Source organism: Pseudoclavibacter sp. 13-3, from assembly GCF_021168475.1.
Taxonomy (GTDB): domain Bacteria; phylum Actinomycetota; class Actinomycetes; order Actinomycetales; family Microbacteriaceae; genus Pseudoclavibacter_A.
This window is the reverse complement of the sequence record NZ_JAJOZT010000002.1, coordinates 246618-272031: the sequence shown is the minus strand read 5'-3', so window position 1 is coordinate 272031 and position 25414 is coordinate 246618. Positions and strand designations below refer to the sequence as shown.

Here is a 25414-nt window from a genome sequence, read left to right as displayed (position 1 = left end):
TTAATTCTCCAGACCACGCACAATTTCGGCGGTGGCGCTTAGGAGGGGTTCTATAGACTGCCGTTCTCCGACCGTCACGCGGATGCCCTCGGGAAAGACTCGCGCGATGATGCCGTGCCTTTCGAGAATCTCGGCGGCGCGCTCGGTCTGATCGCCGGTCGGCAGCCAGACGAAGTTGCCCTGCGACTCGTGCACGTGCCAGCCCTGGTCGATGAGCCCGGCTTCGATCTGGTTGCGCCGGCTGACCAGGATGTCAAGCCGTTCGTCGAGCTCTTCACGGGCGTCGAGCGCAGCCTTCGCCGCTTCGATCGTGGCGGTCGTGAGCTCGAAGGGCAGCCCCGAGGCCCGCACCGCGGCGATCACCACGGGGTCGCCCACGACGTAGCCGACGCGCAGCCCGGCCAGCCCATACGCCTTGGACAGCGTGCGCAGGGTGACCACGTTGCGGTGGTCGGCGATGATCGCCAGCCCGTTGACGGCATCCTCAGCACGCACGAACTCGGTGTATGCCTCATCGACGACGATCAGCACGTCGCGCGGGGCAGACGCCACGAAACGTTCGACGTCATCATGCGTCAGCGTGGTGCCGGTCGGGTTGTTCGGGCTGCACAGCAGCACAGCGCGTGTGCGCTCGGTGATCGCGTCGAGCATCGCGTCGAGATCGTGACGGCCGTCGTCGGTGAGCGGCACCTGCACCGAGGTGGCGCCATTGAGGGTCACCACCGCGGGGTAGCCCTCGAACGACCGCCAGGCATAGACGATCTCGTCGCCGGGCACGGCCACCGCGGTGATCAGCTGACGCAGCACCGAGATCGAGCCTGGCCCCACCGCGATCTGGTCGTCGGCGACGTGGTTCAGCGCGGCCAGCCGGCGCACCAGATCAGCGGCTGACGAGTCGGGATAGCGGTTGATCGACTCTGCGGCGCCTTCGATCGCCGCCACCACAGAGGGCAGCGGGGGAAAAGGCACCTCGTTCGAGCTGAGCTTGAAGCCGCCGGCCGGAGCAGGGCGCCCCTGGCGGTACGCGGCTGCGCTGGCGATCTCGGGTCGAATCTTCACTGGAGCCGTCTCGACGGACGGCTGTTGTCGCGGGTCATCCATTCCCTCAGTGTATGCCGTCTGCACGCGATTCGCCGGGCTCACACGCCCTCGAGGCTCTCGGATCTGTGCGACAATCGAGACCGTCATGCCGTTCTGCGCTGCGCACGCCTCGGCTTGAGCTCCCCTTCCACCTGAGTGATCTGTGATTCACGCTGTCGTGTCTGCGAGGTTTTGATGGCTTCTCTCGGCGAGGTCGCGCGCATCGACGGCCTGGCGCGTCTGATGGGCTCGCAGCTGATCGCCCGCATGCCGCAGGGCATGCTGAGCATCGCCCTGCTCATTCACGTCGAGCACGTCTTGGGGCGGTATACGGATGCCGGACTCACCGTGGCCGCGTTCTCAGTCGGTGCAGCGGTGTCCGGCCCGCTGATGGGGCGCTGGCTGATCGTGCTGGGCGCCCGTCGCCTGCTGGGCGCCACGCTGCTGCTCAACGCCGCGGCCATGACGGCCATCGCCTTCGGGCCGCATCTGCTGTGGGTGTTCATGGCGTTGGCAGTCGTGCTCGGCTTCTGCACCCCGCCGATTCTGCCGATCACGCGCAGCCTCTATCCGGTGCTCGTGCCGACGCGCCTCAGCGCCCAGGTCTATTCGCTCGACTCGATCACGCAGGAGCTGATCTGGGTGGTGGGCCCGGTACTGGTCACCGCAGTGGCACCGCTGGCCGGCAGCAGCGTCGCACTGCTGCTGGTCGCCGTACTCGGCTTCGCCGGCGGCGTGCTGCTGCTGACGGCCCCGGCGATTCGGCTCGCGACGTTTCCCCTCAGCGGCAAGAGACTCGGCGGCGTGCTGCTCAAGTGGCCGGTGCTCATCGCAATCGTGGCGTGCGCACTGCAGAACGCCAGCTACGGCGCGGTCGAGGCGGCGTCGGTCGCCATGTTCGACGGGCAGCAGTTCACCGTGGGCGTCGTCATCGCGGTGTTCGCGGTGGGCTCGATCGTCGGGGGCGTCATGATGTCGCGCGCGCCCATGCGACCGTGGTCGATGGCCACCCGGCAGATCACGCTGGCGGTGGGCACACTGGCCGCGGCGCTGTCGCCGAACCCGTGGTGGGTCGGGGCTGCACTCTTCGTGGCCGGACTCGGCACCGCGCCCTCGCTTGCGGTGATGTACAACGTCGTCTCGTCGAGCCTGCGCAGCGGCGATGCCGCCGAGGCCTTCGGCTGGATGTCGAGCGGGCTGCTCGCCGGCATCGCACTGGGCAGCGCCGGTTCAGGCGTGCTGGTCGATCACATCGGGGCGCAGTCGGCGATGCTCTTCGGCGCCGGACTCGCCGTGCTGGCCGTGCTGCTGCCGGCGCTCGGAGCATCGAAGCTGCCAGATCTCACGGTGCGCTCCGGGCCGCTGCTCGACACCAGTGCCGTGCCGGTGATTCGCATCGGCGAGCGCTGATCGCACGCCGGCCTCGCCAGACGAGCAGGAGCGATCGCCGCCGACGTCAGATCGCGGGGAGATGCTCGGGTTCGCCCTCGAAGTACGTGCGCAGCACCACCATGGTGCGCGTGCTGACGTTCGCCGCACTGCGAATCTGCTGCAGCAGCTCTTCGAGCACGCTCGGAGCCGCTACGCGAACCAGCAGCAGATAGCTCGCATCCCCAGCGATCGAGTAGCAGGCCTCGATGCCCGAGACGCCGCGCAGACGTTCCGGGGCGTCGTCGGGGGCGGCCGGGTCGAAGGGCGTGATCTCGATGAACGCCGTCAGCGGACGCCCCACGGCCTCATGGTCGATCACGGCACGGTAGCCGCGAATCGTGCCGTCGCGCTCGAGACGCTGCACGCGCGACTGCACGGCTGAGGTGGAGAGCCCGGAGACCTCGGCGAGGCGGGCGAGCGTCGAGCGCCCGTCGGTCGACAGTGCGGTGACGATGACCTGGTCGATGCTGTCCATGGCATCGAGTCTACGGCTCGCGCCCGTCAGCGCAGTCGGCCGGCGAACCGCACCAGTCGCCGCATGCCCTCGACGATCTCGTCGAGGTCGCCCGCATACGAGATGCGCACGAACCCCTGACCGCACGCGCCGAACGCCTCACCCGGCACGACGGCGACGTGCTCCTGCTGCAGCAGGCGACTGCTGAACTCGGCCGAGTCGAGCCCGCTGTCACGCACGTCGACGAAGACGTAGAAGGCACCGTCGGGTGCGACCGCGCGGAGGTTCGGGGCGCTCTGCAGCGCAGAGAGCACCGCGTCACGGCGCACGGCATAGGCGTCGCGCATGCGGGCGATGTCGGCGTCAAGCCCGTTCAGCGCTGCCACGCCGGCGAACTGTGCAGGAGTGTTGTTCGATGAGTGAATGAGCTCGGCGATCTTCGCCGTCTCTTCGACCAGAGCGCTCGGGCCGAGCAGGTAGCCGATGCGCCAGCCGGTCATCGCATAGGTCTTCGACAGACTGTCGACGATGACCGTCTGATCGCGCATGCCCCGGCACGCGGCGATCGACGGAGCGATCGGGGCGTCGCCGTAGACGAAGGCGTGGTAGACCTCGTCCGAGATCACCCACAGACCGTGCCGCTGACAGACCTGGGCGATGCGCTCCAGCTCATCTGCCGAGGTCACCGCACCGGTGGGGTTGCCGGGTGAGTTCACGATCACGACTTTGCTGCGTGGCGTGACGGCTCGCTCGATGTCGTCGGCCTTGAGCCGCATGCCGTTCTCTGGCCGAAGCGGCACGGTCACCGGGCGGCCTTCGCAGAGCATCACCTGGGCGTCGTACGAGGTGAAGTGCGGCGAGGGAATGATCACTTCGTCACCGGGGTTCAACAGCGCCCGCAGCGCGAGATACAGGCCGAAAGTCGCCCCCGGCACGGCCTGCGCCTCAGTCTCGGCGTCGTAGTCGAGACCCTTTGCACGGTGCGTGTAGGCGACCGCGGCGGCGCGGAACTCGGGCACGCCGAGCACGTTGGTGTAGTGGGTGTCCCCTCTGGCGATCGCCTCGCATGCGGCCTTCGCCGCCCGATCAGGCACCGACTCGGCCGGCTCGCCGACGGCGAAGGTGATGACGTCGGGAATCAGCTCGCAGTCGTCGAAGACGTCACGAATTCCCGAGCGCGGCGTGCTCTGCGCGATGAGTGAGAGATCTCCCGGAGCCATGTGCGTCCTCCTCAACCTGCGAATGAATAAACAACCACACTCACATTACGGTGGATTTCCGGTCAATACAACTATCCACCGGATAACTTCCTGCACATTGCAAGTTCAGCCAGAATTGCAGGCATCCCTCTCCGGTGTTCCCCCCTGGGCGACCTTCGCAGGCCGAGCCGGGAACGATCAGGAATCGATGCCCGGCCGGCTCACCGCGTGCCCCACTTGTAGCTCTGTTTGACCAGTTTCAAGTACATGAAGGTCTCGGTCGCCCGAACGCCCGGCACTTTGCGGATGCGCTGATTCAGCAGCGTGAAGAACTCCTCGTCATCAGCCGTGACCGTCTCTACGAGCAGGTCGAATCTGCCGGTCGTCAACAGCACGTAGTCGACTTCGTCAATGCCGGCCAGCCCCGCCGCAACCGCTTCGAGATCGCCCTCGGCGTGAATGCCGATCATCGCCTGCCGCGCGAACCCCAGCTGCAGCGGGTCAGTGACCGCCGTGATCTGAATGACACCGCCCTCGACAAGCCGCTGCACGCGCTGCCTCACGGCCGCCTCGCTCAGGCCGATCTGCCGCCCGATCTCGCTGTAGGAACGCCTGCCGTCCTCCTGCAGATGCTCGATGATCCTCTTGGCCGTGTCGTCCAGGCGCAACGCGCCGCCCTCGTCACTCATTCTGACTCTTCTCTCTTGCCTGTCGCGACGCCAGCCCCATGCTCGACGACGGATCTCGTCGCACCGGTCGCCAGATCGGTCAGTTCGCCGCACGAGCTGACCGGCCTGCTCTGGCGAATGACTCAGCCGAGCAGATCGGTGTCTCCTGAGCGGATCAGCTTCTTGTTGACGAACTCCTGGATGCCCAGTGCACCGAGCTCACGGCCGCTGCCGGAGTTCTTCACCCCGCCGAACGGCAGTTCGGCTGAGTCAGCATCGACCTCGTTAATGTAGACCATGCCTGCTTCGAGCCGGTCAGCGATGCGCACCGCCTGCGCCCGATCGGTGGTGAAGACGTACGACCCCAGGCCGAATGGCGTGTCGTTGGCGATGCGAACGGCCTCGTCTTCATCGGCGACACGATAGACCTGTGCCACCGGGCCGAAGAACTCTTCTCGGTAGGCGTCGTTGTCCGGCGTGATGTCGGTCAGCACGGTCGGCTCGAAATACGCTCCGTGGTGCTCTGCACCGCCGAGTGCCACGGTGGCGCCCTGCTCGACCGCCCGCCACACCTGCTCGCTGAGGCGTTCTGCCGCGAGCTCCGAGCTGAGAGGGCCGAGTGCGATGTCTGGGGCGGCATCCGTGTTCTGCGCGTGAACCGCAGCGAGCGCCTCGGTGAAACGGCGCAGGAACTCGTCGTAGAGACCATCGACGACGAGAAAGCGCTTGGCCGCGTTGCAGGCCTGCCCGTTGTTGCCCATGCGCGCATCGAATGCGGCCGCGACCGTGGACTCCATATCGTCGGTGCTCAACAGGATGAACGGGTCAGACCCGCCCAGTTCGAGAACGACTTTCTTCAGGTGCTGACCGGCTTGCGCGGCAACGGCGGCGCCGGCGCGCTCGCTGCCGGTCAGCGAGATTCCGCGCACTCGAGGATCGGCGATGACCGTGCTGATCTGTTCGTTCGTGGCGAAGATGTTCACATAGGCGCCTTCGACGCCGGCGTCGATGAAGATGCGTTCGATGGCCAGCGCCGACTCCGGGCACTGCGGTGCGTGCTTCAGCAGCACCGTATTGCCGATGATCAGGTTCGGCCCAGCGAAGCGAGCCACCTGATAGTACGGAAAATTCCACGGCATGATGCCGAGCAGCGGACCATACGAGCTCTTACGGATCAGTGCGGTGCCGGGTTTGGCCGGCACGATGTGCTCATCGGCCAGAAACTCCTCAGCATGGTCGGCATAGTACTCAAAGATGTCTGCAGAGAAATCGACCTCGCCGAGCGACTGGTCGAGAGACTTGCCCATCTCACGCGTGGCGATCGCCGCGAGGTCGTCGCGACGCTCGCGGTGCAGCTGTGCCACGCGACGGATGCGCTCGGCGCGCTCGGCGACCGGAAGCCCGCTCCAAGTGCGGTGCGTCTGCGCGACTTGGTCGATCGCTGCGGCGATCTGTTCGTCTGTGGCGGTGGGATATTCGGCGACGGTCTCGCCGGTCGATGGGTTCACGACAGCATAGTGCGACATTGAGCTGCTCCAGACATCTGCGGGATTGACAAGCGGTTAGGCAGAAGAATAACGAAAATCGTCGTTGGATGACATATTTCTTGCGGTATCGTAAATCTTGTGCCTGCTCAGTGTGTGATCAAGCATTCAGCCAGACACCCTCTGAGCAGACAGTCGCAGCGTCGCATCATTCGACGCGCACGCTCGAACGCCAGGCCGGTCGAGCGGCTTTCATCGTGACCAACCGGTGCCAGGCCGACCGGTTCGAGAGGGAAAGACCATGGCCGTCAATATCGATGCCGATCGCATCGCCGAACTCACCGCAGTCGAATCTGCGAAGCTGAATGCGCGCACACAGGGCTCGAAAGCGATGTTCTCTGAAGCCAGCCGTCATCTCAGCGGCGGCGTCGCGTCGTCCTATCAGCTGCGCGACCCCTGGCCCATCTATATCGAGCGAGGCTCCGGACCGAAGATCTGGGACGTCGACGGAAACGAGATGTGGGACTTCCACAACGGCTTCGGATCGATGGTTCAGGGGCACGGCCATCCCGCCATCGGCCGTGCCATCGCCGAGCGCTACCCCAAGGGCACGCATTTCGGGTGCGCCACTGAAGACGACATCGTCGTCGCAGACGCACTCTCGTCACGCTGGGGTCTGCCGAAATGGCGCTTCACCAACTCTGGGTCCGAAGCCACGATGGACGCCATCCGCATCGCCCGCGCCTCGACCGGGCGTGACACCGTGGTCAAGATCTTCGGGTCGTATCACGGGCACCACGACACCGTCATGGTGTCGATCGGCGTCGACTACGACGAGATCGGCGATCACGACGACTTGGCGTCGCTGCCGTACGGCGCTGGCATTCCAGATGCGACGGTGCAGATGACCGTCCCCGTGCCTTTCAATGACGCCGTCGCAATGGAACGCCGCATCGAACGACTGATCGCAGAGGACCGCAAGCCGGCCTGCGTGATCATGGAGGCCGCCATGATGAACCTCGGCGTCGTGCTCCCCGAGCCCGGTTATCTTGAGGCCGTACGCGAGATCACACACCGGCACGGCATCGTGCTGATCTTCGACGAGGTGAAGACCGGTCTGTGCATCGCTCCGGGTGGCGCGACCGAGAAGTTCGGCGTCACCCCCGACTTGGTCACACTCGCCAAGGCGCTCGGCGGCGGCCTGCCGTCGGGAGCGATCGGCGGCACCGAAGAGATCATGAAGGTCGTCGAAGACGGCACGGTGTATCAAGTCGGCACGTATTCGGGCAATCCCCTGTCGATGGCGGCAGCGCGTGCCTCGCTCGAAGAGGTGCTCACTCCCGACGCCTATGCTCACCTGGCCCACTTGAACGACCGTATCGTACGCGGCTGCGAAGCGGTGATCGCACGATACGACCTGCCCGGCTATGTCGTCGGCATCGGGTCGAAGGGCTGTGTGACCTTCTCAGATCAGAGAGTCGTCGACTACGAGACGTACAAGGCCAGCCAGCGCGGCGACCTCGCCGACCTCGCCTGGCTGTACAACCTCAACCGCGGCATCTTCATGACACCGGGCAGAGAAGAGGAGTGGACACTCTCGGTCACGCACACCGACGAGGCCATCGACGCCTATGTCTCGGCGTTCGACGACCTCGCGCACGACCTCACGGCCTGACCCGTTCTCCCGGTTGAAGGCAATGCCGGAGAACACCATCCGCGCATCTCACCGGCTGCCCGGGAATACCCATGCGGAGCAGCAGCCGGCACCAAGCAGAATCTGTGAGTTGCTGACAATTCGTATTCAACCGGCACCAGAGGTTGTCGCATGAAGTATGTTGTCAGCGGCAGGAAGATCTGCCACACAGTTTCATAAGGAGTCTGGAATGCAAGTAACCGCAGCAGTCGTTCCTGCACAGGGAGCACCGTTCGAGATCGAAGAGATCGAACTTGACGAGCTTCGCCACAATGAGGTTCGCGTGCGCATGGTCGCTACCGGGATCTGCCACACCGACGCGCTCGTGCGCGACGCCATCTACCCCACGCCTCTGCCAGCCGTGCTGGGCCACGAAGGCGCCGGCATCGTCGAGGCGATCGGAGACTCGGTGACTTCGGTGCAGCCCGGCGATCATGTCGTGCTCGCAGCCGCCTACTGCGGCCACTGCAAGCGCTGCAGGCAGGGGCAGATGGCCTACTGCGAGAACCTTTTCGCGGCCGACTTCGGAGGCCGCCGCAATGACGGCACCACTGCATTCTCGAAGGACGGCAAGCCGATCTCCTCGCACTTCTTCGGCCAGTCGTCCTTCGCCACACACACCAACGTCGTCGAAGAGTCGGTGATCAAGGTCGACGCCGATCTGCCGTTGGAGCACCTCGGCCCTCTCGGCTGCGGCCTCAACACCGGTGCGGGCACCGTCCTCAACGAGCTGCAGCCCGAGATCGGGTCGTCCCTCGTCGTGTTCGGCACAGGAGCGGTCGGTGATGCCGCCGTCATGGCGGCGAAGGTCGCTGACTGCGCGATCATAGTCGCCGTCGACATTCACGACTCGCGACTCGAGCTCGCCCGTGAACTCGGAGCCACCCACACGATCAACTCGCTGACAGAGAACGTCGGTGAGCGGCTGTCCGAGATCACCAACGGAGCCGGCGTCGACTACGTCGTGGATACCACCGGTCGCCCGGAGCTGCTGCGGCAGGCCGCGGATTCACTCGGCGTCCGCGGCACCGTGGCGCTGGTCGGCGCTGCGAAGCCAGGCACTGAGGCGACCTTCGAGGTCGGCGCCTCCCTGGTGAAGGGATGGACGTTCAAGACGGTCGTGCAGGGCAGCTCTGTGCCTCAGGTCTTCATTCCGCAGCTGATTCAGCTGTGGCGCGAGGGAAGATTCCCCATGGAGAAGCTCATGCGCGACTACTCCCTTGCCGATATCAACAAGGGGTTCGCCGACTCTGCATCAGGTGAGACGATCAAGCCGGTCATCGTCTTCTGAACCTGGTCGCGCACTGACGCGGTCTTCGTTCTGCGCAGTGCATGCTGTTCCAGCGAGGCGCATCGAGGGCATCACGTTCTCATGTGCCTGTCGTGCAGATGCACGCATCGGGGCCTGGGCCAGACATCCATTGTCTGGCCCAGGCCCCGATGCGTCTGCGCAGCTGCATTGTGTGAACTGGAGCGGAAGGGCACTCTCAGGGGGTTGACCTACCCCTGCAGCTCGGCCTCCGCAGCGTCGCCGGGCAGCCCGGCTTTCAGCGTCGAGCCTCGGAAGAACGCCGGGTCTTTCACGTATCGCCAGATCATCACGACGACGCCCGACAGAATGAGCACGAGTCCGAGGATGAACACCAGTCCGATGCCCCCGATGCTCGATCCGGAGCCGTACTCGGGGTCCATGCTGTCGATCAGTGTCACGAAGAACAGCACCACCAGCACGACGCCGCCGATCAGCGGGAACAGAAACTGCTGGAAGAAGTTGTGCACGCTGGCGAACCACTGTCTGCGGAAGTACCAGACGCACGACAGCGCCGTGAGCCCATAGTAGAAGCAGATCATCATGCCCAGTGTCGTGATGGTGTCCCACAGCACGGCCTCCGAGAGAAAACGCATCACCGTGTAGAACACAGCTGCAACGACACCCGAGACGATCGTCGCGAAGCCCGGTGTCATGTACTTGGGGTGCACCTTCGCGAATCGCTTCGGCAGCGCTCCATAGTGACCCATCGAGAGCAGCGTGCGTGCAGGACCGACCGCAGTCGACTGCAGCGACGCAGCCGACGAGGTCAGCACCGCCAGCGAGACCAGAATCGCCAACGGCCCGAGCACGGGCCCGGCGAGAGCGAAGAACACGTTCTCCTGGCTCTCAGGATTGTTCAGCCCGTACCCCTCTTCGCCAATGCCCGCATAGCTGATCAGCGAGATCGCCAGGAAGAGATAGAGCACGATGATGAAGACGATCGTGATGGTCGCGGCACGCCCCGGAGTCCTCGACGAATCCTTCGTCTCTTCGTTCATCGTGAGGATGACATCCCAGCCCCAGAAGATGAAGAGCGACAGCGAGATGCCGCCTGCGAAGGCCGAGAACGACTCCACGCCGAACGGGTTGAACGAGTCGAGAGTGATCGGCGTCGCGTCGAATGCCGTGCCCGTGAAGAAGTGCCAGAACGCCATGCCGCCGAAGAGCAGCATCACGAGCAGCTGGAACCCGACGAGCAGGTACTGAAAGCGCTGCGTCGTCTGCATGTCTCGGTACGAGATGCCCATGGCGATCGCGATGAACACCAGACACGTGATCACGTTGATCACCGGGTTGCGCGTCAGATCGGCGATCTCCGGATTGCTCACGATCTGAGACAGGGCCAGATAGAAGAAGTCGACGGCGATGCCCGCGAGGTTCGAGAGCACCACGACCGTCGCGACGATCAGTCCCCAGCCGGCCATCCACCCGACCCACGGCCCGAAAGCCCTGGTGGCCCAGGTGAATGAGGTTCCGCTGTCCGGCATGTGCCGGTTCAGCTCTTTGTAGCCGAACGCGGTGAGCAGCATCGGCAAGAAGCCGACGATGAACACGGCAGGGAGGTGTGTGCCGACGACCGAGACCGTCGGGCCGAGGGCTCCGGTGAGGGTGTAGGCGGGGGCGATGCACGAGATGCCGATCACCATGGCCCCGAGCAGCCCGACGGTGCCCTTGCCGAGTCCTTTGCGAGACCGGCGGCGCGCGCTGATCTCACCGGTGTCGGTCGATGCGGCGGATGCGGTGGATGCTGGCTTGTTGAAAGTCATCAGACACCTGCTCTCGGTGCGCTATCGGTGCGGTGCTGCTCATCCCGTGGCACGACGATCATCGGCACGGTCAGCGACCGGACGAGTTTGGCGGCAGTCGACCCGAGGAAGGTCGTCGGAGCCTGAGCGATGCGGCTCGAACCGATCAGCACGATCTCGTTCGGATCCCACTCGACTTGTTCGACCGCCTGATCGATGCGCGCGGCGACCTCGACATGCGTCGTCACGTCGATGCCTTGGGGCAGCTGCTGCAGAGCTGCCGTGTCGAGCACGCTGATCGACGACGTTCGCACGCGCTCTTCCTCTTCTCTGCCCCGCCGTCGGTCGACGGCCGCCAGAGTGAGCAGACGCACCGGAACATCGCGTTCGGTCGCGAGGTAGGCGGCGGTGGCGAACATCCGCCGGTTGCCGCCCAGATCGCCGATCGCCACAGAGATGCGACTGATCGGTTCGTCTGCGGAGACTTCGCGCGTGTTGTCGGGGGCCAGCGCGACCGCGACGTCAGAGCTGTGCAGCAGCACGTTGCTCACGCTGCCGAGCGTGAACCGGCCCAACAGCCCACCGGTCGCCGTGCCGATCACGATCAGCTTCGCGCCCAGGCGGTGCGTGGCGTCGAGGAGCCCCTGGGCCTCTGAGTCGTTGACCTCGATGTGCGTATGCGCCTCGACGTCTTTCGGCACCAGCTCTCTGGCTGCTTCCAGCCATTCCTGAGTCTGGTCGAACAGGTAGCGGTCGTAGGCTGCCGAGCGTGGGGCGAGCGTGCCCCGCTGCGCCTCTTCCGGCGTGACGGCGACGATGTGCATGGCACCACCGCCGGTCGCGGCGATGCGCGACCCCAGCCGCAGAGCATCGCGGCCGGCCGAGGTGTTTCTATATGCGACGACGATTGACAAGGGATTCCTCATTTCAGATCATTCGAGCTCTCGAAGTGGATGTGTCTGGCTCAACGGCGTTCGCGGCTCAACGCCTCGATGACGCGGGCCGCCGCCGCACGGCCGCTGCGCAGTGCTCCGTCGACGTGTTGGAACCCCTCGCCGGCGATATCGCTGCAGGCCCATTCGATCGCTTCGACGGCCTCGGTCTGCATGCGGCCGTAACGCGTGCGGCCGCCCACGTCGTAGCTCGCCGCATACGCGCCGCGGGTCCACTCCTCGGCTCCCCAATCGCTGAGATAGAAGACCTCGGGCTCCAGCGTCTGCTGACCGTAGTAGTGCGACATCGATTCGAGAATGCGCGCCCGCCGCTCGCCCTCGTCGAGCCGGAACAGCTCGTCTGCCCTCTCGTCGCTCACGAAGCCCACCAGCGTGCCGCGTGAATCGTCATAGTTCGTGTTGTCATACGCTTCGTGGCACAGCTCGTAGGGGCTGAAAGCAGTTCCCGAGAGCCCTTGCTCGCGCCAGAACGGGCGCTCGTAGACCGCGTGCACTTTGATGACGAGCCCCAGCGAAAGGTGCTGGTGCTGCTGCTGCCGCAGTCGTGGCAACGGCGGCTGAAAGTCGATGCGTGTGTAGAGATTCGGCGGGATCGCGATGATCGCCCGCCGCGCACGCACCGTGATGCCGTCGGCATGCGCGACGACGGCATCCGCCGAATAATCGAGGCGGCGCACCGGGCTGCTCAGATGCACGCTGTCGCCGAGGCGGTCGGCCAGTCGTTTCGAGACCTCCTGCATGCCCCCGATCACACGACGGTCGAGAATGAAGTCGGCTTCGACCAGGTTGGCGAACGATCCTGCGGATGCCGCCATCTGGAACGCCTCAAGCGCTGAGAACGCGTGAGCGGGCTTCGTCAGCATGGCCTCTGCGATGTACAAGGAGATGTTGTCTCTCGCCTCGACGTCGTCGCTGTTGCGTTCGAGCCACTCGCGCCAGGTGATCGTGTCGAATTCTCGGGCCCGGGGGCTCTCCCATGCCCGCAGCGGATCGATGTCGGCGACGATCTCGTCGATGACCGAGATCAGCCGCTCGATCTCGGCCTGCGTCTCGGCCGATGCCGGGAAGATGTCGCCCGTGAACCGACGCGGCGTGCCATCCCGACCGATGTACACGCTCTCGCCTTCGCGGTAGCGCTCATAGGTGTCGAGGCCGAGGTCGTCGAGCGTGGCCAGCAGCTCGGTCTGATCGGGCGAGACCCACTGCCCGCCGATCTCGAGCACGGCGCCGTCGATAGTATCCGTCCATGTGCGACCGCCGACACGGTCACGGGCCTCGAGCACAGCGACGGCATGGCCGGCTTCGTGCAGCAGTGTGGCCGCGCGCAGTCCTGCCGGGCCGGCTCCGATCACGACAGCGTCGACATCAAGGTTCTGGGGGGTCATGGCACCTCTCCTTCTGTTTGCGCAAGCGTCATTGCTTCGAGACTGAGAGCACAATTTCGTGGCCCCAATGCGCACTTGAGTTTGATTATGCACGTTGAATGGCATTCGACCAACCAATTCCGCAGAAATATACGAGGTGGAAACATGCGTTTCGCACATCACACCTGCGCCGACGCCGGATGCACGGTCGGCACTACACTGAGAGAACCGCGCCTGTCATGCTGCTCACGGCTGGGATGCCGACTCCGACACCGCTCAGACCATGGTCTGCCGCGAGATCAGCCAGCAGCCGACGCGCGCGGTGCAGCAGACCAGCCATCGCATCCACAGGAGCCACCTCTTGAGCACTCTCGACCACCAGCCACTCAGCCCTCTCGACGGCCGCTACCAGAAGGCCGTCAGCGGTCTCGGCGAGTACCTCAGCGAGGCGGGCCTGAACCGTGCGCGCGTGCACATCGAGGTCGAGTGGCTGATCTTTCTGACCGAGAACGGCCTGTTCGGCACCAGCCCCCTGACCGCCGATCAGCAGGCAGGTCTGCGCGCGCTGGTCACCGACTTCGACCAGACCAGCATCGACGAGCTCGCCAAGCTCGAAGCCGTCAAGAAGCACGATGTGAAGAGCGTCGAGGTGTTCATCCGCCAGCATCTGCCCGCCCTGGGCCTGGCCGATCGCGCCGAGCTCGTGCACATCGCGTGCACCAGCGAAGACGTCAACAACCTGTCCTACGCCGTGATCGTGCGCGACGCGGTGCGCGAGGTGTGGCTGCCGAAGGCGGATGCCGTGGTCGCCCAGATCGCCGACCTCGCCGAGCGCTACGGCGACGTGCCGCTGCTCGCGCACACGCACGGGCAGCCGGCGACGCCCACCACGATGGGCAAAGAGCTGGCAGTGTTCACGCACCGGCTGCGTCGCCAGCTGGGGCACGTGCGCGAGCAGCAGTATCTGGGCAAGTTCAACGGCGCGACGGGCACCTATGCGGCGCACGTGGTGGCCGACCCGAGCGCCGACTGGCCCGACGTCTCACGCGACTTCGTCGAGGGCCTCGGCCTCACCTGGAACCCGCTGACCACACAGATCGAGTCGCACGACTGGCAGGCCGAGCTCTACTCGACGATCGCGCACTTCAACGGCATCCTGCACAACCTGGCCACCGATTTCTGGACGTACATCTCGCTGGGCTATTTTCACCAGATTCCCGTCGCCGGCGAGGTCGGCTCGTCGACCATGCCGCACAAGGTCAACCCGATTCGCTTCGAGAACGCCGAGGCCAACCTCGAGCTCTCGAACGCTCTGCTCGCCTCGCTCGCGCAGACGCTGATCACCAGCCGCATGCAGCGAGACCTCACCGATTCGACGACGCAGCGCAACATCGGCGTGGCGTTCGGGCACTCGCTGCTCGCGCTCGACAACGTCTCGAAGGGGCTGAACACCGTCGAGCTGGCCGAGCCGGCACTGCTCGACGACCTCGACCACAACTGGGAGGTGCTCGCTGAGGCCATTCAGACGGTGATTCGCGCCGAGGTCGCCGCCGGTCGCTCGAAGATCGACGACCCGTACACCCTGCTCAAGGGGCTCACCCGCGGGCACCGCATCGGCCAGGCCGACCTCGAGCAGTTCGTGCGCGGGCTCGACATCGGCGACGAGGCCAAGCAGCGGCTGCTCGCCCTGCGCCCCGAGACCTACGTCGGGCTCGCGACGCAGCTCGCGCAGGTGAACTGACTCAGGCCGAGGCGACTCGGCCCGAGACGTAGGCGTTGACGATCTGCTCTTGAGCGTCGTGCAGATATGCGCGCATCTCTGCCGCGGCGTCTGCAGTGTCGCCTGCCTGGATCAGATCGACGATTCGCGCATTGCGGCCGATGTACTGCTCGTGCATGTAGCGCGGGCTGCCGATGAGCCCGAACATCAGTCGCAGCTGCGCTGAGAGGGAACGGTAGAGGTCAGCGAGAATCGGACTGTCGGCAAGCGCCACCACGGCCTCGTGAAAGGTCACGTCGGCCGTGCCGACGGCCCTCCAGTCGTCTGCCGACGCCGCCGTGCGCGCACGCTGCACACATTCGCGCATGCGCTCGACTGCCGGATGCCCCGGGGTCGACCCTGCGACCGCGTCGACCTCGACCAGCAGACGAACGCGAAACACGTCGACGACTTCGGGCAGCCCCGGCCGGCTGACGAACACCCCGCGATTCGGCACGTGATCGACCAGGCGCTCGCGCGCCAGCAGCCGGAACACTTCGCGCAACGAGTTTCGTGAAACGCCCAGGCGATCAGCCAGCTCAGCTTCAGGCAGCTTGTCTCCGGGTGAGACCTCACCGTCTGTGATCATCAGATGCAGCGTCTGCGCTGCCTTCTCGGGCACAGAGAGCGGGAGCTGTCGATTCACAAGTCGATTCTACCGAGGCCTCGGCCGCCACCCGTGCGCGCAGCAGATCGCCTGCCATCTGTTCACGTGATCTGTTCGTAACATGAACGAAACCGGGATCATATTTCAATCCTTCATGCTTTTTGTTGAACAACCTGTACGATATCGCACAGTCGATGATGACCGCGGGCAAATACCCGCCTGTTCGAATGGAGCACCATGAGCGCAGAGAACTCTTCCGGGGCGGCAGCCCGCGAGCACACCTCCTCATCTGCGAGCGGCAGCCCCTCGCCGTCGAAGAACGGCCAGACGGCCCAGTTTCTCAAAGAGCGCCGAAGTTCGCTGATCGGCGCCGTCTTTCTCATGGCCATGTCGGCCGTCGGCCCCGGCTTCATCACGCAGACGACGACCTTCACAGTTCAGCTGGGCGCGGCCTTCGGGTTCGGCATCCTGCTGTCGATCGTGATCGACTTCATCGTGCAGCTGAACGTCTGGCGCATCATCGGCCTCTCGGGCAAGACTGCCGGAGAACTCGCGAATGCCGCCATACCGGGCACCGGCTACGTGCTCGCCGTCTTGGTCATCTTCGGCGGGCTCGTGTTCAACATCGGCAACATCGCCGGCATCGGCCTCGGCCTCAACGCCGCGATCGGCCTCGACCCGAAGATCGGCGGTCTGATCGGCGCACTGCTGGCCATCGGCATCTTCCTCTACAAGCGCGCCGGCAAGGTCATGGACCGCGTCGTGATCGGTCTCGCCGCCGTCAAGGTGGCCATCGTGGTGGTCGTGCTCTTCGTCGTGCAGCCGCCGGTCGGGCATGCACTCACTGAGACGGTCATGCCCGACAACGTCAACCTCGCCGCGCTGACCACCATCGTGGGCGGCACCATCGGCGGCTACATCACCTATGCCGGTGCACATCGTCTGCTCGACGCGAAGATCACGGGCAGCCAGAACATCAAGGCGATCAGCACGGCGTCGTTCTGGGGCGTCACCATCACCGGAGTCATCCGCTACCTGCTGTTCCTCGCCATTCTCGGCGTCGCAGCGAGCGGAGTCACGATCGATCTCGCCAGCCACACCGCCAACCCCGCCGCGCAGGCCTTCCAGGTCGCGCTCGGCGAATGGGGGTTCCGCATCTTCGGCGTGATCTTCTGGGCGGCCGGCACCACCTCGACCATCGGGGCCGCGTACACCTCGGTGTCGTTCTTCAACGTCTTCAGCCCGAAGTTTCTCGAGCCGCGTCTGCGCAACGTCACGACGATCATCTTCATCGCCGTCTCGCTGGTCGTCTACCTGCTGCTCGGCACGGCTCCCGCGGCGCTGCTGGTCTTCGCCGGCGGCTTCAACGGTCTGATTCTGCCGATCGGCCTCACGCTGATGATCTACATCGGCTTCGCCCGACGCGACCTGCTCGGCAACTACCGCTACCCGATCTGGCTGCTCATTCTCGGAGCACTCGTCTGCGTCTTCACCTGGTGGATGGGCATCTCGTCGATTCAGCCGATCTTCGCTCTGCTGGGCCTCTCGTAGACCCTCGACACAGCCTCTCAGACTGGGTCTGGCAGGTGCTCTCCCCTCCCCCGGAGCATCTGCCAGACCCGCACCATCCTCACGGCGGCTTGCGCAGAGCCTCACCGCAGCACCGCACACGCGTCGCCCAGACGTCGGACACAGAATTGGAGCATCATGACAGCAATCGATCTCAACAGCGACATGGGCGAGAGCTTCGGCCGGTGGGCCCTCGGTGACGACGACGCCATGCTCGACATCGTCACCAGTGCGAACATCGCCTGCGGCTTTCACGCCGGCGACCCGATCGGCCTCGTGCGCACGGCGAAGTCGGCCGTCAGCCGAGGCGTCGTCATCGGCGCGCATCCGGCCTATCGAGATCTCGCCGGCTTCGGGCGTCGTGCGATGGACGTCGCGTCACCCGAGCTGACCGCCGACGTGCTCTATCAGATCGCCGCCCTCGACGGCATCGCTCGGGCGGCCGGCGGGCGCATGCGTTACGTCAAGCCGCACGGCGGGCTCTACAACCGCATCGCCGTCGATCCGGTACAGGCGGCCGCTGTGGTCGAGGCGATCCGCGAGTACGACGCCGACCTGGCCGTGATGGCCCTGGCCGGCTCGGTCTTCGCTCGCGTCGCCGACGAGGCCGGCCTCCGCGTGATCGCCGAGGCATTCGCCGATCGCGGCTACCAGCCCGACGGCACGCTCGTCTCACGTCGTGAGCCCGGTGCGGTGCTGAGCGACGCGAATGCCGTGGCCGATCGCATCGTTCGTCTCGCCGAGACCGGCACCCTGAACGCCGTCGACGGCAGCGCGCTGCACCTCGACGCCGACTCCGTCTGCGTGCACAGCGATTCACCCGGCGCCCTCGACATGGCCCGAGCCATTCGCGACCGTCTGAAGAGCGACGGCGTCACCATTCGCTCCGCGCTCGACCGCGGGGAGGACGCATGACCTCCGCCATCGCATCCGCTCAGCTGCAGGCCAAAGCCGCTCGCGAGCGCTACCGCGCCGGAGAGTGCCTGCCGACCGCCGGGGTCGCCCCGGGCATGGCGCAGGCGAACCTGCTGGCCGTGCCGCGCGAGTACGCCTACGACTTTCTGCTCTATGCACAGCGCAACCCGAAGCCCTGCCCGGTGCTCGATGTGAGCGATCCGGGCTCGCCCCGCACCGCGCTGGCGCCGCAGGCGGATCTGCGCACCGATCTGCCCAAGTATCGCGTGTGGCGCGACGGCGAGCTCGTCGACGAGCCGACCGATGCGACGGATGCCTGGGCTGAGCACCCTGATCTGGTCGCCTTTCTGATCGGCTGCAGCTTCACCTTCGAGACGCCGCTGCAGCGCGCCGGCATCGAGGTTCGACACATCGCTGCCGGAACGAACGTGCCGATGTACCGCACGAACCGACAGTGCCGGCCCGCGGGCGCGTTCCACGGCGAGATGGTCGTGTCGATGCGGCCGATCCCGGCTGATCGCGTCGCCGAGGCCGCCATGATCTCAGGGCGCTACCCGGCGGTGCACGGCGCGCCCGTGCACGTCGGCGACCCGGCCGGTCTGGGCATCACAGATCTGTCTCGGCCGGACTTCGGCGACGCGGTGCCCGTGCACGACGGCGAGGTGCCGGTGTTCTGGGCGTGTGGCGTCACACCCCAGGCTGCGGTCATGGCGTCGCGGATTCCGTTCGCGATCACGCATGCCCCGGGCTATATGTTCGTCTCCGACGTCTCCGACACGACATACGAGGTCTGAGATGCGTGTACTGCCGGTCAACACCGATGTGCTCTTGGTCGAGCTGGACGAGCTCTCGCAGGCGGTGGCGCTCAACCAGTCTCTGCTGGACGACCCGATCGCCGGGGTGCACGAGCTCGTACCCGCGGCGCGCACCGTGCTGGTGCGGTTTCACCCCACACGCATCGACGCCGCAGAGCTCACCCGGCTGCTGCTGCAGCGAGACGTGAGCGCCCCGCTCGGCGCAGACGGCGAGATCGTGCAGGTGCCGGTCAGCTATGACGGGGACGACCTCGTCGAGGTGGCCGGCCTGCTCGGGGTCACACCCGCCGAGGTGATCGCCATGCACACCGCGTCGACCTATACCGTCGCGTTCACCGGCTTCGCCCCCGGCTTCAGCTACCTGGTCGGCGGCGACCCGAGGCTCGACGTGCCGCGACGCAGCGTGCCGCGCACGGCCATTCCGGCCGGTGCCGTCGGTCTGGCCGGCACCTACAGCGGGGTCTACCCGCGCGTCAGCCCCGGCGGCTGGCAGATCATCGGCACCACCGAGCTGCCGATGTTCGATCTGCGACGCGACCCGCCGGCGACGCTGCGCCCCGGAATGCGCGTGCGCTTCGTCGACGTGACCGGCAAGCCCGATCCGCACGCCGCAGCGCCGCTGACGTCTGCCGCGACAGGCGCCGAGAGCGGTTCGCGGCATGCCCTCGAAGTCGTCGCATCCGGTCTCGGCTCGACCCTGCAGGATCTGGGCCGGCCCGGGCACGCCGATCTCGGCGTCTCACGATCTGGCGCGCTCGACCATGACAGCGCACGGCTGGCCGCGCGTCTGGTCGGCAACTCCTCTGACGCCGCGAGCATCGAGACGCACGGTGGTCTGCGGCTGCGGGCGATCGGCGAGCAGGTGCTCGCCGTCACAGGCGCCCGGGTGTCGGCGACCATCCGGCCGGCTCCGCCCTCTGAGACAGCAGCGCCCGCACTCCCGCACCGTGAGCAGGGCATCCGACCGGTTCCCGATCTGCAGGCCTTCGCCCTGCGCGACGGCGAGACGCTCGAACTCGGCTTTCCCACACACGGCAGCGTGGCGTATGTCGGCGTCCGAGGCGGGTTCGCGGTCACGCCGACGCTCGACAGCCTCTCGACCGACGTGCTCTCGGGTCTGGGGCCGGCTGCGCTGAGCGCTGGCGACGTGCTGCCCGTGCGTCGCGCCTCGGTCGGCGCGGTCGCACAGGTCTGGGGCGCAGATTCGACCGCAGGCGCTCCGCACCGCAGTCTGCCCGCCCCGGGCGACGTGGTCACGCTCGATGTGGTGCTCGGGCCGCGCACCGAGATGTTCACCGACGACGCCGTGCAGACGCTTTTCGCACAGCAGTGGGATGTCACGGCACAGTCGAACCGCGTCGGGCTGCGTTTGCACGGCCCGACGCCGTTGGAGCGTCGCGACCACCGAGAACTCGAGTCGGAGGGAACCGCGTCGGGTGCGCTGCAGGTGCCGCCCAACGGGCAGCCTGTGCTGTTCATGGCCGATCACCCGCTGACCGGGGGATACCCCGTCATCGGTTCGGTCGCCTCATACCACCTCAACCTCGCCGGGCAGGTGCCGATCGGGGCCAGCATCCGCTTTCGGACGGTCACCGACCCGCCGCAGCCGGCATCCGCCGTCGACGACGCCTCTTTCACGAAGGAGAACTGAACATGATCAGCAGAGTGCTCATCGCCAACCGCGGCGAGATCGCCGTGCGCATCGCTCGAGGATGCGCCGCCTACGGTGTGACCTCGATCGCGGTGTACTCCGACCCCGATGCCGACGCGCTGCACACCCGCGTCGCCGACGAGGCCTACGCCCTGCCCGGCGCGACCGCAGCCGAGACGTATCTCGACATCGCCGCGCTCATCGACGTCGCTCGGCGGACGCATGCCGACGCCGTGCACCCCGGTTACGGCTTTCTGTCTGAGAACGCCGATTTCGCACAGGCCGTCATCGACGCCGGCCTCGTCTGGATCGGCCCCAAGCCGCAGACGATCCGCTCGCTCGGAGACAAAGTGACCGCCCGCCAGCTGGCCGCCACGGTCGGCGCTCCGCTCGTCGAGGGCACTCCGGGGCCGGTCGCCGACGGTGCCGAGGCTCTGGCATTCGCCCAGCAGCACGGCCTGCCCATCGCGATCAAAGCCGCCTTCGGAGGTGGTGGGCGCGGCCTCAAAGTGGCCTGGCGCCTCGACGAGGTGGTCGATCAGTTCGAGTCGGCCGAGCGCGAGGCAGTCGCGGCATTCGGCCGCGGCGAGTGCTTCATCGAGCAGTACGTGCCGCATCCACGACACGTCGAGGCACAGGTGATCGGCGATGCCGACGGCCACGTCGTGGTGGTCGGCACTCGTGACTGCTCACTGCAGCGACGCAACCAGAAGGTCGTCGAAGAGGCGCCTGCCCCGTTTCTCACCGACGAGCAGCGCGATGCGATCGAGTCGGCGGCGAAGCGCATCTGCGAAGCCGCCCAGTACGTCAGCGCCGGAACCGTCGAGTTTCTGGTCGGGGCGAACGGCACCATCTCGTTTCTGGAGGTGAACACCCGTCTGCAGGTCGAGCATCCGATCACCGAGCTGACCAGCGGCGTCGATCTGGTGCGGCAGCAGCTGCGCGTCGCAGACGGGCTGCCGCTCGAGCTCGATCAGACGCCGGAGCCACGTGGCCATGCATTTGAGTTCCGTGTCAACGCCGAAGACGCCGGGCGCGGGTTTCTGCCGGCACCAGGCCGCATCACCCGCTTCGACGCACCCGGCGGCGAGGGCGTTCGCCTCGACTCGGGCGTCGTCGCCGGAAGCACGGTCAGCGGGCTCTACGACTCGCTGCTGGCCAAGCTCGTGGTCTGGGGCGCAGACCGCGACGAGGCTCTGCGCAAGGCGCGGCAGGCGCTGCGCGAGTTCGCCGTCGAAGGCGTGCCGACGCTGCTCGACTTCGACCGGCGCATCGTCGACGATCCGGCATTCGCCGCCGCTGACGCAGACAGTTTCGCGGTGCACACGCGATGGATCGAGACCGAGTGCTCCTGGCTCGACGAACTGCACCAGCCGTTCTCCGACCCGATGCCGCACGAGCCGCTGACACGCACCTGGATCGAGTTCGACGGCCGCCGCGTCGAACTCGGGCTGCCGGCGCAGCTGGTCGGCTCATTGGCCGGCGGAGTCTCGGCGGCGGCCGCACTCCAGACCGGCGTGAGCGGCGATCCGGGCACGACCGGCGCGTCCGTCGCGGATGCCGCCTCTGCCGATTCGACCGAGCCCGGTGCGGTGCGCGCGCCGATCACCGGGACGCTCGTCGCGTGGAAGGCGGAGGACGGCGCCTCGGTCGCCGAGGGCGAGGCGGTCGCCGTGATGGAGGCGATGAAGATGGAGACGCAGGTGCTCGCACCATGTGCCGGAGTGCTCACGCATGAGCTCGACGTCGATGCCACCCTGCTCGCCGGGGGCGCCCGGATCGGCTTCGTGCGCTGAGCGCAATGCTCGACGCAGACGGGCAATGCGCGACTCACACGCGTCAGGGTGCCGCCGAGGTCGATCAGACTCCCCATACGGCACCCCGGTCTCGGCGCGGCTCCGGCGTTGAGATGATCAGCCCACGGCTGCGTCGCCCGTCTCACCGGTGCGCACGCGAACGACGTCGAGCACGACCACTGCGTCCAGCTCGCCGGGGTCGAGGGCCGCTCGCCGAAGCGGATCACGCCATCTGCTGATCAGGCAAGCGCCGGGGTGTTCCAGAGGTTCAGCTTGGTGCCGATGCCCTTCGCGATCGCGTGCTCGTAGATGGTCTTGCCCCAGGCGACGTCTTCGACGCCCATGCCGCCGACGCTGAAGAGCACCGGCTGCTCTGCAAACTCGCGCCCCTCGGCCGCGCCGTCGATGATGTCACCGATATTGACGACTCGGTCAGGGGCGAGCTCGCCCGCCTCGATGAGATCCTGCCAGTACAGCCCGATCATGCCGAAGGCCGTCTCGTGGCAGGGCGAGGGGTATTCCTCTGCCCACGACTCGTAGATCTTCTTGGCGTCGGCGACCAGACGCGCCCGGCCGCTGAGCGTGTACTCCTTGTCCATGCGCAGGTTGGCCGGCAGGCTCAGGAAGGCACCGGGCTTGATCCATTCGCCGTCGATGTAGGGGTAGTTCTGCGACCCGACCAGGCCGGTGACAGCCTCGCTCACGATGTCCATGTCGCGCACCGCCTCCTCGGCGGTGTCGACGATCGTGACATCGGTGAACTGCGGGAAGCTCTCTCGCACGAACTCCGCATAGGCCTCTGAGGTCGAACGCCGACGACCGTTGATGCGAATCGTGTCGAGCGTGGGGCGAGCGCTGACCAGAGAGGCCAGAGCACTCTTGTTCATGGCACCGGGGCCGATGATGCCGATGCTCCTGCTGTCGGCGGGGGCGAGACGGCGTGCAGCCGCACCCGGCACCGCAGCGGTGCGGTAGGCGCTCTCGAGGTTGCCCGACATGATGGCGAAGGGGGCCCCGGTCTGTTTGTCGTTGAGGATGATGGTGTGGATCGAGCGGGGCAGCCCCTGCTCACGGTTGTCGATGTTCGAGCCGTACCATTTCACGCCGGCGACGTCGAAGCGTCCGCCGAGGTAGGCGGGCATCGCCATGAAGCGGCGGTCTGCCGCGTCTGTGGGCATCTCGGGGAACGGCGATGACTCGGGAAAGGTCACCATGGCGCCGTGCGAGTTCGCCGTCTGGCCCGCCATGCGGTAGTCCCCTTTGGCCACCAGCACGAGCACCTCCTCCATGATGTCGATGCATTCGGCGATGTCGGTGACGCCAGCCTCGATCATCTCGGGCTCGCTGAGGTACAAGAGGTCGATCTTCGTATCGGACATAGTCTCTGCTCTCCAATGCTCGGTCGGCACAACGTCGAAGGGCATTCGTCGACATTGTGTTCAGAACTCATTATGAAAGCAATTGTGTTTCATCCATGTATCATGGCCATATCAGTCGGTTAAAGTATCTTGCTTGAAGAGCGCGCGAGACGACAGACAGAGGTCACCTTTCAAGACCCAACACTCACAGACGAATAACGCGATCATTGACGCACCGCATTCGCACTGAGACAGCACTGAACGATGACTATCATCGCCTCATTGAGCTGTGAAATTCGATGCTATCGGGCCTCTTTCTGCACGAGGTCTTGCAGTACATCTGCCAGAGCAACCGCGCCAGCATCGGCGTCGGCGTCGGCACAATGCTCCAACGGCGAGTGCGAAGTGCCCGTCATATTCCTCACATAGAGCATTGCAGACGGCAGCATCGTCGACAGCACTCCGGCGTCGTGACCTGCACCGGTATCGAGCACCGGGGCGTCAGGCAGCACACGTTCAATACGGTGACGAAGTGTCTCGTCAAAATGAACGGTCGGACTGAACGACTCCTGGGTGATCGAAAATGAACATGACTCGCGTTCGGCAGACACTGCAGCCGCGTCGCTGATCGCCTTGACAATGGCTCTCGTCTGCTCGTCATCGAAGTGGCGAACGTCGAGCCACATCTCGACTCTCGAGGCGATCACGTTCGTGCCGCCCGGCACCGCACGAATGCGCCCGACCGTTCCCCGCGCCTCGTCGACGTCGAGCACCGCGCGTCGCACGATGCCGATGACTTCGCCGGCGACCACCATCGGGTCCTGTCGATCGGCCATGCGCGTCGTCCCGGCATGATCCCCGCGCCCCTCGATCACGATGCGCCAGCGCCCGTGCCCCAGAATCGACCGACCGATCGCAACCGGCTGGTCGAGGTCGGCCAGGCCCTTTCCCTGCTCGACGTGCAGCTCGACGAACTCACGAAGCCGGCCGACTCCCGCGGGGTCAGGGCCGATGAGATCAGGGTCGACGCCCACCGCGCGACTGGCCTCGGCATAGGTCATGCCGTCAGCATCCTTCAGCCGCCGCACACGCACGGGGTCGGCGAGCCCCGAGGCCAGGCGGGAGCCGAGACAGGCAAGCCCGAAGCGAGAGCCTTCCTCCTCGGGAAACACCATGACGACAAGCGGACGAACAGGCTGCACGCCTCGCGCACGCAGGTGGTCGACGGCGCTCAGCGCCGACATGACGCCGAGCGGCCCGTCATAGGCGCCCCCACCGGGAACGGAGTCGAGATGGCTGCCGGTTCCCACCGCATCCGCTCGCACGCCGCCGGGCGCATCCCACCAGGCCCAGACGATGCCGTTGCCGTCGACCTCGACACTCAGGTCGCGAGCCTCGGCCTGCCTGACGAACCACTCGGTGAGCTCGCGCTCTGGTCGCGAGAAGACCGGCCGCGTGTAGCCGCCCCGATCGGGGTCTCGTCCGATCTCGCTGATCTGTGCAAGCAACCGGCTCGGTGTGGCGACCTCGTCGTTCATGGTCGGCTCTCTTTCGGTCGTGA

At 66.0% G+C, this 25414-nt stretch carries 20 protein-coding genes; 9 read left to right on the top strand and 11 right to left on the bottom strand.

The window, feature by feature from the left end; translation table 11 throughout:
- Complete coding sequence (locus LRX77_RS04735; protein WP_231831782.1) at positions 1-1101, bottom strand: histidinol-phosphate transaminase; 1101 nt, start codon at positions 1099-1101, stop codon at positions 1-3.
- 174 nt (positions 1102-1275) lie between these two features.
- On the opposite strand from LRX77_RS04735, the gene LRX77_RS04730 reads away from it, so the two are divergent.
- Positions 1276-2490 carry an MFS transporter gene (locus tag LRX77_RS04730; protein ID WP_231831781.1) on the top strand — a complete coding sequence of 405 codons (1215 nt, stop codon included), beginning with the start codon at positions 1276-1278 and terminating at the stop codon, positions 2488-2490.
- A 46-nt stretch (positions 2491-2536) separates the two neighbouring features.
- On the opposite strand, the gene LRX77_RS04725 is transcribed toward LRX77_RS04730, so the two are convergent.
- The 4 genes from LRX77_RS04725 to LRX77_RS04710 form a co-directional block, all read right to left on the bottom strand.
- Positions 2537-2986 carry an Lrp/AsnC family transcriptional regulator gene (locus tag LRX77_RS04725; protein WP_231831780.1) on the bottom strand — a complete coding sequence of 150 codons (450 nt, stop codon included), beginning with the start codon at positions 2984-2986 and terminating at the stop codon, positions 2537-2539.
- Between the two features lie 26 nt (positions 2987-3012).
- Positions 3013-4185: a pyridoxal phosphate-dependent aminotransferase gene (locus LRX77_RS04720; RefSeq protein ID WP_231831779.1), complete on the bottom strand. Its 1173-nt coding sequence runs from the start codon at positions 4183-4185 to the stop codon at positions 3013-3015.
- A 200-nt stretch (positions 4186-4385) separates the two neighbouring features.
- Complete coding sequence (locus LRX77_RS04715; RefSeq protein ID WP_231831778.1) at positions 4386-4853, bottom strand: Lrp/AsnC family transcriptional regulator; 468 nt, start codon at positions 4851-4853, stop codon at positions 4386-4388.
- A 122-nt stretch (positions 4854-4975) separates the two neighbouring features.
- Positions 4976-6358 (bottom strand): NAD-dependent succinate-semialdehyde dehydrogenase, encoded by a 1383-nt coding sequence (locus LRX77_RS04710; protein ID WP_231831777.1) that lies wholly within the window; start codon positions 6356-6358, stop codon positions 4976-4978.
- A gap of 259 nt (positions 6359-6617) precedes the next feature.
- On the opposite strand from LRX77_RS04710, the gene LRX77_RS04705 reads away from it, so the two are divergent.
- Together LRX77_RS04705 and LRX77_RS04700 are read left to right on the top strand one after the other, a co-directional pair.
- The gene (locus LRX77_RS04705) at positions 6618-7991 is read left to right on the top strand and encodes an aspartate aminotransferase family protein (protein WP_231831776.1); all 1374 of its coding nucleotides are present in this window, start codon (positions 6618-6620) and stop codon (positions 7989-7991) included.
- Positions 7992-8199: 208 nt separating this feature from the next.
- On the top strand, positions 8200-9300 hold the full coding sequence (locus LRX77_RS04700) for an NAD(P)-dependent alcohol dehydrogenase (RefSeq protein WP_231831775.1): 1101 nt from the start codon (positions 8200-8202) through the stop codon (positions 9298-9300).
- Between the two features lie 209 nt (positions 9301-9509).
- Here the strand turns inward: LRX77_RS04700 and LRX77_RS04695 are convergent, their stop codons facing one another.
- From LRX77_RS04695 to LRX77_RS04685, 3 genes are read right to left on the bottom strand one after another with little or no spacing between them, the layout of a single operon-like run.
- Positions 9510-11087, bottom strand: a complete 1578-nt coding sequence (locus LRX77_RS04695) for an APC family permease (protein WP_231831774.1) — start codon at positions 11085-11087, stop codon at positions 9510-9512.
- Positions 11087-11992: a universal stress protein gene (locus tag LRX77_RS04690; protein ID WP_231831773.1), complete on the bottom strand. Its 906-nt coding sequence runs from the start codon at positions 11990-11992 to the stop codon at positions 11087-11089. Before LRX77_RS04690 ends, LRX77_RS04695 begins: the two co-directional genes overlap by 1 nt.
- 38 nt (positions 11993-12030) lie before the next feature.
- Positions 12031-13404, bottom strand: a complete 1374-nt coding sequence (locus tag LRX77_RS04685; protein ID WP_231831772.1) for a flavin monoamine oxidase family protein — start codon at positions 13402-13404, stop codon at positions 12031-12033.
- Between the two features lie 340 nt (positions 13405-13744).
- Here LRX77_RS04685 and purB point away from each other — a divergent pair, with 340 nt between their 5' ends.
- Entirely contained in the window at positions 13745-15124 is a 1380-nt protein-coding gene (gene purB / locus LRX77_RS04680) for an adenylosuccinate lyase (protein ID WP_231831771.1), read from the top strand.
- A 1-nt stretch (position 15125) separates the two neighbouring features.
- On the opposite strand, the gene LRX77_RS04675 is transcribed toward purB, so the two are convergent.
- On the bottom strand, positions 15126-15788 hold the full coding sequence (locus tag LRX77_RS04675; RefSeq protein ID WP_231831770.1) for a GntR family transcriptional regulator: 663 nt from the start codon (positions 15786-15788) through the stop codon (positions 15126-15128).
- Between the two features lie 198 nt (positions 15789-15986).
- Here LRX77_RS04675 and LRX77_RS04670 point away from each other — a divergent pair, with 198 nt between their 5' ends.
- The 5 genes from LRX77_RS04670 to LRX77_RS04650 all read left to right on the top strand — a co-directional run bounded on the left by LRX77_RS04670 (position 15987) and on the right by LRX77_RS04650 (position 22495).
- On the top strand, positions 15987-17300 hold the full coding sequence (locus LRX77_RS04670) for an NRAMP family divalent metal transporter (protein ID WP_231831769.1): 1314 nt from the start codon (positions 15987-15989) through the stop codon (positions 17298-17300).
- Positions 17301-17456: 156 nt separating this feature from the next.
- The gene (locus tag LRX77_RS04665) at positions 17457-18233 is read left to right on the top strand and encodes a LamB/YcsF family protein (protein WP_231831768.1); all 777 of its coding nucleotides are present in this window, start codon (positions 17457-17459) and stop codon (positions 18231-18233) included.
- On the top strand, positions 18230-19027 hold the full coding sequence (locus LRX77_RS04660) for a putative hydro-lyase (RefSeq protein ID WP_231831767.1): 798 nt from the start codon (positions 18230-18232) through the stop codon (positions 19025-19027). The genes LRX77_RS04665 and LRX77_RS04660 overlap by 4 nt, the downstream gene beginning before the upstream one ends.
- Position 19028: 1 nt before the next feature.
- Positions 19029-20699, top strand: a complete 1671-nt coding sequence (locus LRX77_RS04655) for a carboxyltransferase domain-containing protein (protein ID WP_231831766.1) — start codon at positions 19029-19031, stop codon at positions 20697-20699.
- 2 nt (positions 20700-20701) lie between these two features.
- Entirely contained in the window at positions 20702-22495 is a 1794-nt protein-coding gene (locus tag LRX77_RS04650; RefSeq protein WP_231831765.1) for an ATP-binding protein, read from the top strand.
- 239 nt (positions 22496-22734) lie between these two features.
- Here LRX77_RS04650 and LRX77_RS04645 read toward each other — a convergent pair whose 3' ends face one another.
- The gene (locus tag LRX77_RS04645; RefSeq protein WP_231831764.1) at positions 22735-23874 is read right to left on the bottom strand and encodes a tyramine oxidase subunit B; all 1140 of its coding nucleotides are present in this window, start codon (positions 23872-23874) and stop codon (positions 22735-22737) included.
- Between the two features lie 281 nt (positions 23875-24155).
- On the bottom strand, positions 24156-25391 hold the full coding sequence (locus tag LRX77_RS04640; protein ID WP_231831763.1) for an allantoate amidohydrolase: 1236 nt from the start codon (positions 25389-25391) through the stop codon (positions 24156-24158).
- Between the last annotated feature and the right edge of the window lie 23 nt (positions 25392-25414).

Bases quoted from the DNA above. Each gene is read 5' to 3' on its own strand.
- LRX77_RS04655 (WP_231831766.1), top strand. From the start codon at position 19,029: ATGCGTGTACTGCCGGTCAACACCGATGTGCTCTTGGTCGAGCTGGAC.
- LRX77_RS04685 (WP_231831772.1), bottom strand. From the start codon at position 13,404: ATGACCCCCCAGAACCTTGATGTCGACGCTGTCGTGATCGGAGCCGGC.
- LRX77_RS04700 (WP_231831775.1), top strand. From the start codon at position 8,200: ATGCAAGTAACCGCAGCAGTCGTTCCTGCACAGGGAGCACCGTTCGAG.
- LRX77_RS04710 (WP_231831777.1), bottom strand. From the start codon at position 6,358: ATGTCGCACTATGCTGTCGTGAACCCATCGACCGGCGAGACCGTCGCC.
- LRX77_RS04730 (WP_231831781.1), top strand. From the start codon at position 1,276: ATGGCTTCTCTCGGCGAGGTCGCGCGCATCGACGGCCTGGCGCGTCTG.
- LRX77_RS04650 (WP_231831765.1), top strand. From the start codon at position 20,702: ATGATCAGCAGAGTGCTCATCGCCAACCGCGGCGAGATCGCCGTGCGC.
- LRX77_RS04640 (WP_231831763.1), bottom strand. From the start codon at position 25,391: ATGAACGACGAGGTCGCCACACCGAGCCGGTTGCTTGCACAGATCAGC.
- LRX77_RS04725 (WP_231831780.1), bottom strand. From the start codon at position 2,986: ATGGACAGCATCGACCAGGTCATCGTCACCGCACTGTCGACCGACGGG.
- LRX77_RS04735 (WP_231831782.1), bottom strand. From the start codon at position 1,101: ATGGATGACCCGCGACAACAGCCGTCCGTCGAGACGGCTCCAGTGAAG.
- LRX77_RS04705 (WP_231831776.1), top strand. From the start codon at position 6,618: ATGGCCGTCAATATCGATGCCGATCGCATCGCCGAACTCACCGCAGTC.
- LRX77_RS04720 (WP_231831779.1), bottom strand. From the start codon at position 4,185: ATGGCTCCGGGAGATCTCTCACTCATCGCGCAGAGCACGCCGCGCTCG.
- LRX77_RS04665 (WP_231831768.1), top strand. From the start codon at position 17,457: ATGACAGCAATCGATCTCAACAGCGACATGGGCGAGAGCTTCGGCCGG.
- LRX77_RS04690 (WP_231831773.1), bottom strand. From the start codon at position 11,992: ATGAGGAATCCCTTGTCAATCGTCGTCGCATATAGAAACACCTCGGCC.
- LRX77_RS04645 (WP_231831764.1), bottom strand. From the start codon at position 23,874: ATGTCCGATACGAAGATCGACCTCTTGTACCTCAGCGAGCCCGAGATG.
- LRX77_RS04695 (WP_231831774.1), bottom strand. From the start codon at position 11,087: ATGACTTTCAACAAGCCAGCATCCACCGCATCCGCCGCATCGACCGAC.
- LRX77_RS04660 (WP_231831767.1), top strand. From the start codon at position 18,230: ATGACCTCCGCCATCGCATCCGCTCAGCTGCAGGCCAAAGCCGCTCGC.
- LRX77_RS04715 (WP_231831778.1), bottom strand. From the start codon at position 4,853: ATGAGTGACGAGGGCGGCGCGTTGCGCCTGGACGACACGGCCAAGAGG.
- LRX77_RS04670 (WP_231831769.1), top strand. From the start codon at position 15,987: ATGAGCGCAGAGAACTCTTCCGGGGCGGCAGCCCGCGAGCACACCTCC.